General features: G+C 70.3%; 13 protein-coding genes. 5 read left to right on the top strand and 8 right to left on the bottom strand.

Going from position 1 to position 16,070, the window contains the following annotated elements; translation table 11 throughout:
* Positions 1–37: 37 nt before the first annotated feature.
* Positions 38–1,114, bottom strand: a complete 1,077-nt coding sequence (locus AB0M93_RS16685; protein ID WP_364274075.1) for an amidohydrolase family protein — start codon at positions 1,112–1,114, stop codon at positions 38–40.
* A gap of 8 nt (positions 1,115–1,122) precedes the next feature.
* The gene (gene ffh, locus AB0M93_RS16680) at positions 1,123–2,661 is read right to left on the bottom strand and encodes a signal recognition particle protein (protein ID WP_364274072.1); all 1,539 of its coding nucleotides are present in this window, start codon (positions 2,659–2,661) and stop codon (positions 1,123–1,125) included.
* A 196-nt stretch (positions 2,662–2,857) separates the two neighbouring features.
* Between ffh and AB0M93_RS16675 the strand changes: the two genes are divergently transcribed.
* Positions 2,858–4,636, top strand: coding sequence for an ABC transporter ATP-binding protein (locus AB0M93_RS16675; RefSeq protein WP_364274069.1), 1,779 nt, complete (start codon positions 2,858–2,860; stop codon positions 4,634–4,636).
* Positions 4,637–4,645: 9 nt separating this feature from the next.
* The gene (locus AB0M93_RS16670; RefSeq protein WP_364274067.1) at positions 4,646–5,095 is read left to right on the top strand and encodes a MarR family transcriptional regulator; all 450 of its coding nucleotides are present in this window, start codon (positions 4,646–4,648) and stop codon (positions 5,093–5,095) included.
* A 335-nt stretch (positions 5,096–5,430) separates the two neighbouring features.
* On the opposite strand, the gene AB0M93_RS16665 is transcribed toward AB0M93_RS16670, so the two are convergent.
* Both AB0M93_RS16665 and AB0M93_RS16660 read right to left on the bottom strand, forming a co-directional pair.
* The gene (locus tag AB0M93_RS16665) at positions 5,431–6,306 is read right to left on the bottom strand and encodes a Ku protein (protein WP_364274064.1); all 876 of its coding nucleotides are present in this window, start codon (positions 6,304–6,306) and stop codon (positions 5,431–5,433) included.
* Positions 6,307–6,359: 53 nt separating this feature from the next.
* On the bottom strand, positions 6,360–6,722 hold the full coding sequence (locus AB0M93_RS16660) for a hypothetical protein (protein ID WP_003103080.1): 363 nt from the start codon (positions 6,720–6,722) through the stop codon (positions 6,360–6,362).
* A 120-nt stretch (positions 6,723–6,842) separates the two neighbouring features.
* On the opposite strand from AB0M93_RS16660, the gene AB0M93_RS16655 reads away from it, so the two are divergent.
* The 3 genes from AB0M93_RS16655 (at position 6,843) to AB0M93_RS16645 (ending at position 10,192) form a co-directional block, all read left to right on the top strand.
* Positions 6,843–7,430, top strand: coding sequence for a TetR/AcrR family transcriptional regulator (locus AB0M93_RS16655; RefSeq protein ID WP_364274061.1), 588 nt, complete (start codon positions 6,843–6,845; stop codon positions 7,428–7,430).
* 23 nt (positions 7,431–7,453) lie between these two features.
* Positions 7,454–8,206 (top strand): glucose 1-dehydrogenase, encoded by a 753-nt coding sequence (locus AB0M93_RS16650; RefSeq protein WP_364274058.1) that lies wholly within the window; start codon positions 7,454–7,456, stop codon positions 8,204–8,206.
* A 681-nt stretch (positions 8,207–8,887) separates the two neighbouring features.
* Complete coding sequence (locus AB0M93_RS16645) at positions 8,888–10,192, top strand: GGDEF domain-containing protein (protein WP_364274055.1); 1,305 nt, start codon at positions 8,888–8,890, stop codon at positions 10,190–10,192.
* Here AB0M93_RS16645 and AB0M93_RS16640 read toward each other — a convergent pair.
* The 4 genes from AB0M93_RS16640 to AB0M93_RS16625 form a co-directional block, all read right to left on the bottom strand.
* Positions 10,189–11,883 carry a DUF262 domain-containing HNH endonuclease family protein gene (locus AB0M93_RS16640; protein ID WP_364274053.1) on the bottom strand — a complete coding sequence of 565 codons (1,695 nt, stop codon included), beginning with the start codon at positions 11,881–11,883 and terminating at the stop codon, positions 10,189–10,191. The two genes, AB0M93_RS16645 and AB0M93_RS16640, sit on opposite strands and share 4 nt — an antisense overlap.
* A 92-nt stretch (positions 11,884–11,975) precedes the next feature.
* On the bottom strand, positions 11,976–14,291 hold the full coding sequence (locus AB0M93_RS16635; protein ID WP_364274050.1) for a [protein-PII] uridylyltransferase: 2,316 nt from the start codon (positions 14,289–14,291) through the stop codon (positions 11,976–11,978).
* Between the two features lie 10 nt (positions 14,292–14,301).
* Positions 14,302–14,640, bottom strand: a complete 339-nt coding sequence (locus AB0M93_RS16630; protein ID WP_086855863.1) for a P-II family nitrogen regulator — start codon at positions 14,638–14,640, stop codon at positions 14,302–14,304.
* Positions 14,637–16,022 (bottom strand): ammonium transporter, encoded by a 1,386-nt coding sequence (locus AB0M93_RS16625; RefSeq protein WP_364274047.1) that lies wholly within the window; start codon positions 16,020–16,022, stop codon positions 14,637–14,639. The genes AB0M93_RS16630 and AB0M93_RS16625 overlap by 4 nt, the downstream gene beginning before the upstream one ends.
* Positions 16,023–16,070 lie beyond the last annotated feature (48 nt).

Here is a 16,070-nt window from a genome sequence, read left to right as displayed (position 1 = left end):
CGCTAAAGTGCCGACCCCGCAAGGAAATCAGCGGGGTCTAGGCGTAGACGGCCCCGCCGAGCACGATGTGCGAGGGATGCCGGAGGACGCCCAGGTCCTCGCGTGGGTCGCTCGGGTAGACGAGCAGGTCGGCGGGCGCGCCGTCGGCGATGCCGGGGTGGCCGAGCCAGTCGCGGGCCGCCCAGGACGCGCTCGCAAGGGCCTCTTCGCGCGTCATGCCCGCGCGGTGGAGCGCTTCGACCTCGTCGACGAGCCTGCCGTGCTCCACCATGCCGCCGGCGTCGCTGCCCGCGAAGACGCGTACGCCCGCTTCGATGGCCGAAGCGACCATCTCCCCCACGCCGGCGTGCAGCGCGCGCATGTGCGCGGCGTACGTCGGGTACTTGCCCGCCTTGTCCGCGATGCCTGGGAAGTTCTCGATGTTGATCAGCGTCGGGACCAGGGCGACGTCGTGGCGCGCCAGCTCGTCCAGCTGATCGGCGCTCAAGCCGGTGCCGTGCTCCAGGCAGTCGATGCCGGACGCGATCAGCCCGGGCAGCGCGGCTTCACCGAACACGTGCGCGGTGACGCGGGCGCCGTTCTCGTGCGCGACCTTGACGGCCTCGGCCAGCACGTCGTCGGGCCACAGCGGCGCGAGGTCACCCACGCCGCGATCGATCCAGTCACCGACGAGCTTGACCCAGCCGTCGCCGTCGCGCGCCTGCTCGGCGACCGCCTCCGGCAGCTGCGCGGCGTCCTCCAGCTCGATGCCGAGCCCCGGGATGTACCGCTTGGCCAGGGCGAGGTGCTGCCCGGCGCGGATGATCGTGGGCAGGTCGGCCCGCCGCTGCAGCGGCCGGACGTCGATCGGGAGACCGCAGTCGCGGATCAGCAGCGTGCCCGCGTTCCGGTCGGTGATCGCCTGCTCGGTCGCTTCTTCCAGCGACACGGGGCCGCCGAGGCCGATGCCGGGGTGGCAGTGCGCGTCGACCAGGCCCGGCACGAGGAAGACGTCCCGGCCGAGCGTCTCGGCGTCCGGCACCGGTTCGAACGAGATCCGGCCGCCGGTGATCCACAGCTCCCCCGGCTCGCCGCCGGGCAGGATCACCCCGGCGGCGTGCAGTGACTTCTCCAAGGCGTGGCTCAATTGTCCTTGGGGTTCTTCGGGAGCTTGAACTTCGTCGGGTCGAAGCCCGGGACGTCGTTCATGCCGCCCAGCTGCGAGAGGTCGGGCATGCCGCCCGGCATCTGCCCGCCCGGGGGCAGCATCGGCATGCCGCCGGGGAAGCCGCCGCGGACCTTGGGCTGGGTCGGGCCGCGACCCTTCTTGCCCTTCTTGCCCTTGCGGGACTTCGAGCCGCCCCCGCCGCCGCCGAAGCCGAACCGGCCGGCCATCTGGGCCATCATCTTGCGGGCCTCGAAGAACCGGTTGACCAGGTCGTTGACCTCGCGGACGGTGACGCCCGAGCCGTTGGCGATGCGCAGCCGGCGCGACCCGTTGATCATCTTCGGGTCTTCGCGCTCGGCCGGGGTCATGCCGCGGATGATCGCCTGCAGCTTGTCCAGGTGCTTGTCGTCGACCTGGGCCAGCTGGTCCTTCATCTGGCCGGCGCCGGGCAGCATGCCGAGCAGGTTGCCGATCGGGCCCATCTTGCGGACCGCGAGCATCTGCTCGAGGAAGTCCTCGAGGGTGAGCTGGCCGCTCGACAGCTTCTCCGCGGCCTTCTCGGCCTGCTTCTGGTCGAAGGCCTGCTCGGCCTGCTCGATCAGGGTGAGCACGTCACCCATGCCGAGGATCCGCGACGCCATCCGGTCCGGGTGGAAGGTGTCGAAGTCCTCGAGCTTTTCGCCGTTGGAGGCGAACAGGATCGGCTGGCCGGTGACCTCGCGGACGCTGAGCGCGGCACCACCGCGGGCGTCGCCGTCGAGCTTGGTGAGCACGACGCCGCTGAAGCCGACGCCGTCCTGGAACGCCTGGGCCGTGGTCACGGCGTCCTGGCCGATCATCGCGTCGACGACGAACAGGACCTCGTCCGGCTCGACCGCGTCGCGGATGTCGGCGGCCTGCTTCATCAGCTCTTCGTCGACACCCAGGCGGCCCGCGGTGTCGACCACCACGACGTCGTGCTGCGCGTGCTTGGCCTCGGCGATGGCGCGGCGGGCGACGTCGACCGGGTCGCCGACGCCGTTGCCCGGCTCCGGCGCGAAGGTGACGACGCCGGCGCGCTCGCCGACTACCTGCAGCTGCGTGACGGCGTTCGGGCGCTGGAGGTCGCAGGCGACCAGCATCGGCGCGTGGCCCTGCTTCTTCAGCCACAGCGCGAGCTTGCCGGCCAGCGTCGTCTTACCGGCACCTTGCAGACCCGCCAGCATGATCACCGTCGGCGGGGTCTTGGCCAGGTTGAGCCGCCGCGTCTCGCCGCCGAGGATCCCGACGAGCTCCTCGTTGACGATCTTGACGACCTGCTGCGCGGGGTTGAGCGCCTGGGAGACCTCGGCGCCCTTCGCCCGCTCCTTGATCCTCGCGATGAAGGTCTTGACCACGCCGAGGGCGACGTCGGCCTCCAGCAGCGCGATGCGGATCTCGCGCGCGGTGGCGTCGATGTCGGCGTCGGACAGCCTGCCCTTGCGCGTGAGCGTCTGCAGGGCGGCGGTGAGCCGATCGGAGAGGGTGTCGAACACGGGTGTGCACGCTCCAGCTGGGTCGAGAGTGGCGCGCCGGACCGGGCCGGCTCTGACGAGGGTAGTCGCTCCGGCTGGATCCCTCCGCGGGTACGCAGTCAATAGTACGCGTACGTTAATCAGCTTCAGAGTCCACTTTCGCGTGACATCGCGAAATTCGGTGGCGCACCCGCCGCCTTTTAGTAAACATAGGTGCATGACCTCCGTCCCCGTCCTCCGCGAACCGGCCACCGACGCCGACGAGCCCGTCCCGCTGCGGCGGATCGCCGGGCTGTTCCGCCCGCATCGCGGGCCCCTCGGCGCGCTGTTCGCGCTGATCGTCGTGCAAGCCGGCCTCGGCGTCGTCTCGCCGTTCCTGCTGCGCGAGATCCTCGACGACGCCCTCCCGCACCGGGACACGCTGCTGATCAGCCTGCTCGCGGCCGGGATGATCGTCTGCTCGGTGGGCAGCGGCTCGCTCGGCGTCGCCACCACCGGACTGTCCAACACCATCGGGCAGCGGGTGATGAACGAGCTGCGCGTCTCGGTCTACGGCCACCTGCAGCGGATGTCGCTCGGCTTCTTCACGCGGACGAAGAGCGGCGAAGTGCTCTCGCGGGTGTTCAACGACATCGGCGGGGTCGACAACGTCATCACCACGACCGCCGGGTCGATGGTGCAGAACGCGACCACGACGATCGCCATCGCCACCGCGCTGATCCTGCTCGACTGGCAGCTCGCGGCGCTCTCCCTGATCGTCGTCCCGTTGTTCCTGCTGTTCACGCTGCGGCTGGGCAAGAAACGGCGGAACCTGGCCCGCGGCCGGACCCGCCGGATGGCCCGGCTGACGACGATGGTCGAAGAGTCCCTGTCGGTCACCGGGGTGCTGCTCGCCAAGACGATGGGCAACGAACGGGCGATGCGGGAGCGCTTCGGGGCGGAGTCGCGGGAGATCGCGGCGCTGGAACGGGCCGCCGCGCTGGCCGGCCGCTGGCAGACGGCGTCGCGGGCGATGAGCCTGACGGTGATCCCGGCGCTGGTCTACTGGATCGCCGGGCTGGCGCTGGCGGGCGGCGCGTCGCCGATCTCGCTCGGCACCGTCGTCGCGTTCACCAGCATGCTGAACAGGCTGGTCTCGCCGGCGAGCGCGATGCAGTCGATCGGGCAGAACGTGGCGACGTCGAAGGCGCTGTTCGGCCGCATCTTCGAGGTCCTGGACCTGCCGGTGGAGATCGCGGACAAGCCCGGTGCCGGCGAGCTGGAGGTGCGCCGCGGCGACGTCTCGATGCGCGGCGTCTCGTTCAGCTACGACCAGGACGGCTCGCCGACGCTGCACGAGATCGACCTCGACGTGCCGGCCGGGACCACGACGGCGCTGGTCGGCTCGACCGGCTCGGGCAAGACGACGCTCGCCTACCTCGTCGCGCGGCTGTACGAGGTGAGCAGCGGTTCGGTGACGATCGACGGCACCGACGTCCGGGACGTCACGCTGGCCTCGCTCGCGGCCGGCGTCGGGCTGGTGTCGCAGGAGACCTACCTCTTCCACGACACCGTGCGGGAGAACCTGCGCTTCGCCAAGCCGGACGCGACGGACGACGAGATCGAGCGGGCGGCGAAGGCCGCGCACATCCACGACACCCTGGCGGCCCTGCCCGAGGGGTACGACACGGTCGTCGGGCAGCGCGGCTACCGGTTCTCCGGCGGCGAGAAGCAGCGGATGGCGATCGCCCGGATCCTGCTGCGCAACCCGCCGGTGCTCATCCTGGACGAGGCGACCAGCGCGCTCGACACCCGCACCGAACGCTCGGTGCAGGCCGAGCTCGACCGGCTCGCCGCGGGCCGCACGACACTGACCATCGCGCACCGGCTGTCCACTGTGGAACACGCGGACCAGATCGTGGTGCTGCACGAAGGGAGGATCGCCGAACGAGGAACGCACGAAGAGCTGCTGACGCGCGGCGGGCGTTATGCCCGGCTTGTGCGGGGAACCCTCTAACCTGGGGCCATGCAGCCCGACACGGTCCACGCGGACGCCGAACTCGCCGACCTGTCCCGGCGGGTGCGCGAAGGCGTGGGGCGGCTGAACTGGCGGATGCGCGCGGAGGCGGACCAGGGCAACCCCGGGCCGGCAGTGCTCGCGGTGCTGAGCAGGCTCTACCGCGCGGGCACGCAGACGCCGACCGAGCTGGCCGAGGCGGAACGGCTGCAGCCGCAGTCGCTCACCCGGATCCTGGCGTCGCTGCGGCTTCGCGGGTGGGTCGACCGGGTGCCGGATCCCGACGACGGGCGCCGCTCGCGGGTCAGCATCACCGCGGACGGCTTGGCCGTGCTGCGCCGGTACAGCAGCCAACGGGAGCGATGGCTGGCCGTCGCGCTCGAAACGACGTTGTCGCCGACCGAGCGGCAGTTGCTCAGGTTGGCGGCCGACCTGCTGATCCGGCTCGCGGACACCTGAGGCGCTCGGGTCGGGTCGGCCACGTCGCAGACACGCGGAGGCATGGCGCGCAACTGCCTGAAAGCTGCCGTGGAGACCCCTCGATCCCTCCACGGCAGCCTTCGGACACCCCCTTGCCCACACCGCCTCCCCGCGGCGTGGGGCGGGTTCCGAAACGGGCCGCTCCTCCTCCGGCCCGCCCCGGAACCCTGGTGCCCGGACGGCTCACCTCCCCAGGGGCCGTCCGAACTTCCCTCCTGGCCGGTGGTCCGGTACCCGCCGGCAGGACAAAGTCTGCCGCGCCGGGCGCGACGCGTTGAGTGTGAGAACCCTCAATTACCCGTGGGTAGTAATACTCAGCCGGACGTCTTCGTGCTCCTGCGCGTCGCCGCCCGCTTCGCCGTCGTACGCGCCTTCGCCGCCCTCGACGCGGCGGCCTTGGCCTTCGCGACGGCCGCGTTGCGCTCGCCCTCCGCTTCGGTGGCGCTTTCCTGCAACGCCGCCAGCAGGCGCGTGACGCCCTCGGCCTGCTCGGCGGCCGTCGGCTGGACGACCTCGGCGCCGTCGATCTTCGCCTGGACCAACGCCTGGAACGCTTCGCGGTAACGGTCGGGGTAGCGGCCCGGGTCGAACTCGCCCGTCAGCTCCTCGACCAGGTTCACCGCGCGTCGCAGCTCGCCGGGGCGGATGTCGACGTCGGCGTGGCGGAACGGGAAGTCGGGCTCGCGCACCTCGTCCGGCCACCGCATCGTCTCGAGCACGATGACCTGGTCGCGCACGCGCAGCGCGCCGAGCGTCTCGCGGCGGCGCAGCGCGACCGTGACCAGCGCGATCCGGCCCGACTGCTGGAGAGCCTCGCTGAACAGCACGTACGGCTTGGTGCCCGCCGGTTCGGGTTCGAGGTAGTAGCTCTTCGCGAACCAGATGGGATCGACGTCGGCGATCGGGGCGAACCCGCGGATGGCGATCGTGCGGCCCGGCATCGGGAGTGACGCCAGTTCGTGGTCGGAGAGCAGGACGACGTCGCCGCCGGGGACCGGGTAGCCGCGGACCATCTCTTCGGGCGGCACCTCGGCGCCGTCCACCTCGCAGACGCGCTTGACCCGGACGCGGCCGCCGTCGGCCTCGTGCACCTGGTGCAGCGGGAGCTCGCGCTCTTCGGTGGCGCTGTACGCCTTCACCGGAACGGCGTAACTACCGAACCCGATCGTGCCCGTCCACACCGCACGCATGCGCATCACCTCCGCAGCTCCCAGGCTAGACAGCCACCTGCGCGGATCGACAGCTACAAACGGGTGTCAGGCGAAACGGATTCGCTCACACATTCGAAGGACGGCGTGACCTCGTCGAGCGCCTCCGCCGAGCAGCGGGAGGCGATGGCCGCCGCGCGGAGCACCTCGGTGACCACCTCGACATCCAGCGGCGGGGCCGCGGCGAGCGCGGCCGAGCCGCCTTCGACGCGGGCCGCAAGGCCGGCGAGCGCATGGGAAATGGCCTCCTGGCCGGCCACGAGCTGGGCGACGACATCGGTCAGCTCGCCGGTCGTGGCGCCCGGGCCGCCGCAGCGCAGGCCCGCGGCGAGTTCTTCGGCGCAGGTGCGCAGGTGGGTGGCGACAACCGTCGGCGGCAGCGTCAGCCGATCTTGCATCCCTCACCCCTTCGGCCGGTCAGAGCAGCCATAGTGCCACCGCACGCGCCGTCGCCGGATCCGACACACCGCCGCTCACATATTTGACCAAGCGTTCTCGATAGCACTAGGGTTTCGATCATGTCCCGGGTCAAGGAGTTCGACGTCGGCGAAGCGTGCGACGGCGCGCTCACGCTCTTCCGGCGGCAGGGGTACGAGGCGACGTCGGTCAGCGACCTCGTCACGCACCTCGGCGTCGCCAAGGCCAGCCTGTACGCCACCTTCGGCACTAAGCACGACCTCTACATGACGGCGCTGAAGCGGTACGCGGAGCAGGCCGATGCGCGAGTGATGGCACAGCTGTCCGAGCCGGGTTCCGGCGTGGCCGCGGTGCGCCGGCTGTTCGACGGTTACGTGGCGGAAATCCTCGGCGACGAGGCAAGGATGGGCTGCTTCGTCGTCAACGCGGCGATCGAGCTGCTCCCCCACGACCCCGAGGTCGCGCGGCTGGTGGAACGCAGCTGGGACACCCTCGAGGTCGCCCTCACCATGGCACTGGAACGTGCGCGCGCCCAGGGTGAGCTACCCGGCGGAAGCGACCCGGCGACACTCGCCCGGTTCCTGCTCACCGTGCTGCAAGGACTGCGCGTCCTGGGCAAGGGCACCGACGCGGCGAGCCGGGTGCACGCGGCCGTCTCGCAGGCCATGCGCCTGCTCATTCAAGACTGATCGGACCAGAAAGAAGGAAGACGATGGGGGCACGTTTCGCGGGCAAGGTCGTCCTGGTGACGGGCGGCGGCTCGGGTATCGGACGGGCGACGGCGCGGGCGTTCGCGGCCGAAGGCGCGACGGTGGTCGTCGCGGGACGCGACGAGGAGCGGCTGGCGTCGGCGGTGCGGGAAATCGGCGGGGATGCCAGCGCGGTGACCGTCGACGTGACCGACTCCGGGGACGTGGCGCGGATGGTCGAGACGGTCGTCGCGCGGCACGGCGGGCTCGACGTCGCGTTCAACAACGCGGGCATCCTCGGGTCGCCGGCGCCGGTCGCGGACCTCGGCGAGGACGACTTCGGCGCGGTGCTGGGCACGAACGTCACCGGGACGTGGCTGTGCCTGAAGCACGAGATCGCGCACATGCGGGCGCACGGCGGCGGCGCGATCGTCAACATGGCGTCGAACATCGGCGCGCACGGCAGGCTGCCGAACATGGCGGCCTACGCGGCGTCGAAGGCCGCGGTGAGCGCGCTGACCAGGACGGCGGCGCGCGACCACATCGGCGACGGGATCCGCATCAACGCGGTCAGCCCGGGCGCGACCGACACGGACATGTCCCGCCGCCCCGGCGAGACGGACGCGGACCGCGCCGCGCGGCTGAAGGACGCGATCCCGCTGGGCCGGGTGGGCGCCACGGCCGAAGTGGCCGCCGCGGTGCTGTGGCTGGCTTCGGACGAGGCGGCGTTCACCGTGGGGCACGACCTGGTGGTCGACGGCGGCGCGACCGCCTGAGCGCCCACCCGGGCGCGGGGACCGTTCACGACTCACGGTTGCGCATGGCGGCGTTCCTTTCTGCGGCTGGCTGGGACGGGCTGGAGGCCGGGGATCTTCAGGACTCGCGGTTGCGCACGACGGCTCTCCTTCCGGACGCGGGGTCGGCGGGCTCGGGCTCAGGACTCGCGGTTACGCACAGCGGTCTCCTTCCAGGCGTCGTGACGGCGGTTGCAGCGGCTTTCACGACTCGCGGTTACGCACGACGGCACTCCTTCCGGACGCGGGTGACGGAGGTTTCAGCAGCTCAGGACTCGCGGTTGCGCACGGCATGCCTCCTTCGGGACGCAGGGATCGACGGGCGGCTTCAGGACTCGCGGTTACGCAGAGCAGCACTCCTTCCGGACGCAGCGGTCGACAGGCAGCGGCTTCAGGACTCGCGATTGCGCACGACAGCTCCTCTCGGGCGCGGGTGAACAGGGGCTCCGGCGGCTCAGGACTCGCGGTTGCGCATGACGGCCTCCCTCCGGCGGTTCGCGCGGACTTCGGGGACTCGGGGGGCCTCAGGACTCGCGGTTGCGCATGGCGGCGGCCTCCCTTCACTGCTCCGAACGTGTGGCAATCGTCGATCGCGGCCGCCCGGTGTGGTGGGGTGGATGCGGATCGTCGGATCACCCCCAGGGGAGTTGCACCGCCTTGAGTATGGACGGCGCCCGTCCGGCCGAACGCCACCCGGCCCGGATCCGAGGGGCGCTGAACCCTGCTCTCTGGACGCTCTGGCGGCAGCGCCGCTCCTTGATCTTCTACTGCTTCCTCGTCGAGTCGGTCGCGCTCGTCGTCACCGTCCGGACCGCCGTCGCCGTGCCCGTGCGGAGCTGGGACCTGGTCGTTTTCGGCGTGCTCGCCGGGCTCGGTGTGCTGCAGGCCGAGCTGGGCCGGCAGGTCGAGCGCGTCCGGCGGCTGGTGTCGGACACCCCCCACATCAACCTGACGTCGGTCTGGACGTTCGCCGGGGTGCTGCTGCTGCCGCCGGCGCTGGGCGCCACCCTGGTCGTCGTCCTGTACGTGCACCTGGGGACGCGGAGCCTCGCGCGGATCAAGCGCGTGCCGCCGTTCCGGATCGCTCTCAACGCGACGCTGGTCGTCGTCACCTGCTACTCCGCCGACCTGGTGCTCGCGTGGACGGGGATCGGGGACATGCCCGCCGCGCTGACGGCGGGCTGGCGCGGCGTCACCGCGATCGCGCTTGCGGCGGGAACGTACTTCCTGGTCGCCGCAATCACGATCCTCCCGGCGCTGACCATCACGACCCGCTCGGTGAAGGCGTTCTTCGGCGGCCTGGGCGACAACCTCCTCGAGGTCGCGACGCTCTGCCTGGGCATGCTGACGGCACTGACGCTGGCGACGCTGCCCGCGCTCGCCGTCGCGATCGTGCCGCCGCTGCTGGTGCTGCACCGGGCGGTGCTGATCAAGCAGCTGGAGATCGCCGCGACGACCGACGAGAAGACCGGCCTGTTCAACACGACCGGCTGGCACCTGCTCGCCTCACGCGAGCTGGCGAGGGCGCAACGCAGCTCGCGGAGCACGTTCGGCGTGCTGATGATCGACCTGGACCACTTCAAGCTGATCAACGACCAGCACGGCCACCTGGCGGGCGACACGGTCCTGCGCGCGGTCGCGGCGACGATCAAGAGCGCGGTCCGCGACTACGACTCGGTCGGCCGCTTCGGCGGCGAGGAGTTCGTGGTCCTGCTCCCGGACATCGGCCCGGCGGCGGTCCTGGCGGTGGCCGAGCGCATCCGCTCGGCGATCGAGGCGCTGAAGGTCGAATACGAGGACGGCATCGACATCCGGATGATCGCGAACCTGTCGGCCTCGATCGGCGTGGCAACCTACCCGGACGGCGGAACGGCCGTCGACCGCCTGCTGCAGGCCGCGGACAAGGCCCTGTACCGGGCCAAGGACGCGGGCCGCAACCAGGTGGTCGACGGCACGGCGACCGCTTAGGAGGCCGCCGCCTCCAGCCGCCAGAGGTCACCGAGCACCTTCAGCAAGGTCTCCTGCCGCTCCTCGAGGACGGCCGGGGTCCAGACGTCGCTCGCGGCCACCTGGGAAGTCAGCACGAACGGCGCCCAGCTGGTCTTCTCGAAGTACTTGGTTTTCTTCGCCTCGAACTCGAGATTGCTCGCCGCGGAGTTCTTCCTCTTCGAGAGCAGAACCAAGTTCGCCAGGCGATGCACCCAGTAGGCCCGCTCCTGCGCGGTGAACTCCGTGGTCCACCCGCTGCCCGCTGCCGGGTTCTGCGGCAGGACGTGCTCGACGCTGATCGACGGGTAATCGTCGTAGCTCGCCCCGCCATCCGACAACGCCGAGTCCAGACGTTGAAGCACGTAGAGCCGGACGCGAAGCACCGTGTAGATCTCGGCGTCCAGCTTGCCGAGAGTCTCGTTCTGCTCGGCGGCGGACAGTTGCAGCGGCGACTCCGCCGAGTAAAGATCGCGGTCGTTCTCCATCCAGTCGAGCACGCGTCCGTAGCGCTCGATCCGGCGGGTGATGTCCACACGGCGGATGAGCATGCTGCCGGCGAGCCGTTCGAGGTCGGTCAGGAACCGGAGAAGAGACGCCGAATCGGCCGTCGGACGGCTGAAGCAGCTGATTGCCGGCGGGATCCAGTCGGTGTTGCCCAGCTGGTTCAGCCAGCCCAGCAGCCGGTTGATCGCTTTGGCGTCCGGTCCCCCGGCGTAGCTGGCCCGCGTGACCACCTCGAAGGCATCCGAGAAGGGGACGAGCACGTCGTCGATGAACTTCTTGCCGTCAGGAACCTTTTGCAGCACAGAGGCCCGGAACTCCTTGAGGATCGACTCTCGGGCTTTGGTCTTCGCGTACACCATCCGGATGTGGGAGAAGAGGTCGCCGAAGCCGTCGCGTCGGAGATCGTTCTCCTCCTGCTCCCACTTGGTGGTGTAAGCCTCCTTGTCGGCTTCCGGGATCTTGCCGATGATCTCCGACTTCAGGATGTCGGTGTGGGTGAGATCCAGGCCGCGTTCGTTCAGGACCGAGAAGATCCGGTACGCGGACTCGAAGTCGGCGGTCGTCACGACAACGAGGTAAGTGTTGCGGTAGATGAACGAGACCAGTCGCTCGCGGTCTGTGCCCGGTAAGGCGCTCACTCGTGACTTGAGCAGCAGCGCGTTCTCGAGCAGCCGGAGCTGGCTGTCGGGGGTCACGTTTTGCAGAGCCGGCAACTCGTCGTTGCCCGAACGCTCCTGGATGTACTTCTCGAAGAACCCTTGGTCCTGGTCCCGCAGCCGGAGCCGCGGCTGATCGGCGGTGCCCTTGACTAGGTCGCCCTGTTGGAAGATGCGTTTCTCGAGCGATGCGGCGAAGCCCGGCGAGACGTATGCGCGGAGGATGCCCAGGAGAATCGTCAAAGTCGTGAGGCGTTGTTGTCCGTCGACCACCTCCGACAGCGGTTGCTTCTCCGCCTTGACGAGGACGATGCTCCCCAAGAAGTAGGGATCCGATTCCGCGATCGAGTCCTTGGCCCGGGAGGCGGCGAGGAGATCGTCGAACATCTCTCCTGTCTGCTCCGTCGTCCAAGCGTAGGGACGCTGGTAGGGAGGGATGGTGAACTGGTAGGCGTCGTCGAAGATCTCCTCGACGGCGTGCTCCGCTGCTTGGATTTTGGTCCCGGCCATGTGCATGAACTCGCCGGAAGAGGATCACTTGTTACAGCAGTTACCGCATCGTTCGAAGCCGCGGGAGCGGCCCCGCGGCTTCGAACGATCACCTAGGAAGCCGCCGCCAGGACGGCCTGCTCCACCTCTCGGCGCCAGCCCGGCTCGATGCGGCCGCTCCGGGGTGTCACCGCGAACGAGTCCACCACCGCGCCGCCCAGTGTTGATGCCTTGGCCCAGCGGACCTCCGCATCGCACCTGCGCAATGCGCCCGCCACGCGGAACAGCAAGCCGATGCGGTCGGCTGCGCGTAGTTCCAGGACCACCGTGTCCGGGCCCGTTGTCTCGTCGTCGAACCACAAGACCTTCGGGGCCACCGGGGCCATGGCTGGTGTGCCGTAGTCGCGTTCCTTGGCCGCCAGGCGCTGGGTCAGGGGCAGTGTTCCCGCCACCGCTCGGGCGAACTGCTCTCGCAACAGCGTCGCGTCCGGCAGGGAGCCGAACTTCGGGGAGGCCGTGAACAGGCCCGCGCGGCCGCCGTTGTGGCCGCGCAACACCGCCGAGTGAACCTCCAGGGAGTTCAGGGCCAGCACTCCCGCCGCCGGGGCCAGCAGCTCCGCCCGGGCCGGGACCGCCAGCAGGACCGTGACCACCTTGCCGTGCGAGCTGATCCGGATCTCGCCCGTGCCCGACGCCACCGCCGCAGCGACGAGCTCGCGTTGTTCGTCGTCCATCGGTGATGGGGCCGTGAAACCCTTGCCCCGCAGCACTTCCTCGCAGCCGGAGACGAGCTCGGCCAGCAGGCGTGCCTTCCAGTCCGTCCAGACGCCGGGGCCGGTGGCCAGCGAGTCGGCCTGGGTCAGTGCGTGCAGGAGCTCGACCAGGACGATGTCGCTGTCCAAGGTCTTCACCACCCGCGCCACCGTGGCCGGCTCGCTGATGTCGCGCCGCGTTGCCGTGTGGGCCAGCAAAAGATGATGACGCACCATCGCCGACACCGTCGCCGCGTCGGCCGGGGTGAGGCCCAGCCTGGTCGCGACCTGGGCGGAGATCTTCGCGCCCAGCTCCGAATGGTCGGCGTCGCGGCCCTTGCCGATGTCGTGCAGCAGCGCGCCGATCAGCAGCAGGTCCGGCCGCGGGACCGTGGTCGTCAGCTTCGCCGCCTCGACGCAGGTGCGGACCAGGTGGCGGTCGACCGTCCACTGGTGCACCGGCGAGCGCGGCGGCAGGTCGCGGACCGCGCCCCACTCCGGGAACAGCCGGGACCACAGGCCGGTGCGGTCGAGCGACTCGACCGCGTCGACCAGGCCCTCGCCCGCACCCAGCAGCTCCACCAGCGCGTTCAACGCCTCGGCCGGCCACGGCGTGCGCAGCTCCGGTGCCGACTCGGCCAGTGCCTTGAGCGTGCCGAGCGCGATCGGCTTGCCCGTGCGGGCCGACGCCGCGGCGACCCGCAGCAGCAGCGCCGGGTCCTTCGCCGGGACGGCGTCGCGGGCCAGCGCGACCTCGTTCCCGTGCAGCACCACGTTTTCCGCCAGCGGCGTCCGCGCGGGACGCCGTCCGAACCGGGCCCGCGGTGGCTCCACAGTGGACCGCAGCGCGACGTCCAGCGCGTACGCGATCGTGCGGCCCGCTCCGGACAGCTTGCGGGCCAGCGTGAACCGGTCGCCGAAGCCCAGCTCGGCGGCGACCAGCTCGGCTTCCGGCGCGGACAGGATGTCCCGTTCACGCCGGATCTCGCGCCGCAGCTCGGTGCGGACGTCGAGCAGGAGCCCCTTGGCTTCCAGGAGTTCCTCGCCCGGACGCGCGGTGAGCTGCGCCGCCGCGAGGGCTTCCAGGACGGCGAAGTCGCGCAGGCCGCCCCGGCCGTGCTTGAGGTCGGGTTCGGCGGACTGCGCGATCTCGCCGCTGCGGGCCCAGCGCTGCCGGACCGACGCCGTCATGTCCGGGATCTGCTTGCGCGCGGTGCGGCGCCACTGGTCCCGCGCCGCGGACACCAGGCGGCCGCTCAGCTCGGCGTCCCCGGCGAGGTGCCGGGCGTCGAGCAGGCCCATGGCCACGCGCAGGTCCTCCGAAGCGACCTTCAGCGCTTCGCCGGGCGTGCGAACCGAGTGGTCGAGCCCGACTTTCGCGTCCCACAAGGGATACCAGAGCGCGTCCGCGATCTCGCCGACGCCGCTGTTGCCGTTGTGCACCAGCAGCAGGTCGAGATCGGAGAACGGCACCAGCTCCCGTCGGCCGAGCCCGCCCACGGCGACCAGCGCGACACCCGGTTCCGCGGTGTCGACGCCGGCCGCCGAGGCTCCCCTGCCCAGCCAGAACTCGTAGAGGTCGACCAGGGCCGCCCGCAGTGCGGACGACCCCAGCCTCCCGTGCCTGCCCTCGAGCAAACGCTCGGTGGCCTTGACCAGTTCGCCCCCGTCGGCCATCCCAGACGCCTTATAGAGCGTCCGTGCCGCGCTCGCCGGTCCGTACCCGGATGACCGTCTCGACCGGCGTCACCCACAGCTTGCCGTCGCCGATCTTGCCGGTGTGCGCCGCCGTGGTGATGGCCTCGAGGACCTTCTCCACGTTGGTGTCGTCGGTGACGACCTCGATCTTCAGCTTGGCCACGAAGTCCACCGAGTACTCGGCACCGCGGTAGACCTCGGTGTGGCCCTTCTGCCGCCCGTAGCCCTGGACTTCGCTGACCGTCATGCCCAGCACGCCCAGCTGCTCCAGCGCGGAGCGGACGTCGTCGAGCGTGAACGGCTTCACAATCGCCGTGATGAGCTTCATGCCTTGCTCTCCTCGAGTTTCGCGGCCGGGGTGGACTTGACCGGGATGGTGTTCGGGTGGCCGAGGCCACCGCCCGTCCCGGTGAAGTCGTAGGCGCTCTCCGCGTGCTGGGCTTCGTCGATGCCGCCGACCTCGTCCTCGGTGCTGACGCGGAAGCCGCCGGCCTTCTTGATCACGAAGCCGATGATGAAGGACAGCACGAAGGAGTACGCGAGCACCGCACCGGCGGCCGCGGCCTGGCGACCCAGCTGGGTGAACCCGCCGCCGTAGAACAGGCCGTCCGCGCCGAGCGAGTTGACGCTCGTGGTGCCGAAGAAGCCGATCAGCAGCGTGCCGACGATGCCGCCGACCAGGTGGACGCCGACGACGTCGAGCGAGTCGTCGAAGCCGAACTTGAACTTGAGCGAGATGGCGAGCGCGCAGACCGCACCGGCGATCAGGCCGATCGCGATGGCGCCGAGCGGGCTCACGAAGCCACACGCCGGGGTGATGGCGACCAGGCCGGCGACCGCGCCGGAAGCCGCGCCGAGCGTGGTCGGCTTGCCGAACTTGATCTGCTCGATCAGCAGCCAGCCCAGCACCGCTGCGGCAGTGGCGACGGTGGTGTTGGTGAACGCGACGGCGGCGAGGTCGTTGGCGGCCAGCGCGGAACCGGCGTTGAAGCCGTACCAGCCGAACCACAGCAGCGACGCGCCGAGCAGCACGAACGGCACGTTGTGCGGGCGGCCGGTGTCCTTCGGCCAGCCCTTGCGCTTGCCGAGCACGATCGCCAGCGCGAGACCCGCGGCACCGGCGTTGATGTGGACCGCGGTGCCACCGGCGAAGTCGAGCGCCTTGAGGTTGTTGGCGATCCAGCCGCCGACGGCGTTTTCGCCGATGAAGCCGTTGAACGAGAACACCCAGTGCGCGACCGGGAAGTACACGACCGTCACCCAGATGACGACGAACAGCGTCCAGCCCCAGAACTTCGCGCGGTCGGCGATGGCGCCGGAGATCAGCGCGGGCGTGATGATCGCGAACATCAGCTGGAACATCACGAAGGCGAGGACGGGCAGGCCGTCCGAGCCGGGCCAGGCGACCGCCGGCGAAGTGTCGGTGGCGGCGACCGCGAAGCCGGCGAGCTTCCCGAAGGTGTTTTCGAGGCCGGCGAAGTGGAAGTTGCCGAGGAAACCTCCGAAGGCGTCATCGCCGAAGGACATCGAGAAGCCGTACAGGGCCCACAGCACCCCCACGACGGCCAGCGCGATGAAGTTCATCATCAGCATGTTCAGGACGCTCTTCGCGCGGACCATGCCGCCATAGAAGAACGCCAGTCCTGGGGTCATGAGCATGACCAGCGCGGCGCTGGCCAATACCCACGCGGTGTCTCCTGCGTTCAGCACATCGTCCTCCCGTGCCCTGGGTTGGTGCGATGGCAGTTTTGGCGCGCG

Source organism: Amycolatopsis sp. NPDC051102, from assembly GCF_040682815.1.
Taxonomy (GTDB): domain Bacteria; phylum Actinomycetota; class Actinomycetes; order Mycobacteriales; family Pseudonocardiaceae; genus Amycolatopsis.
This window is presented reverse-complemented; position numbering and strand designations above follow the sequence as displayed.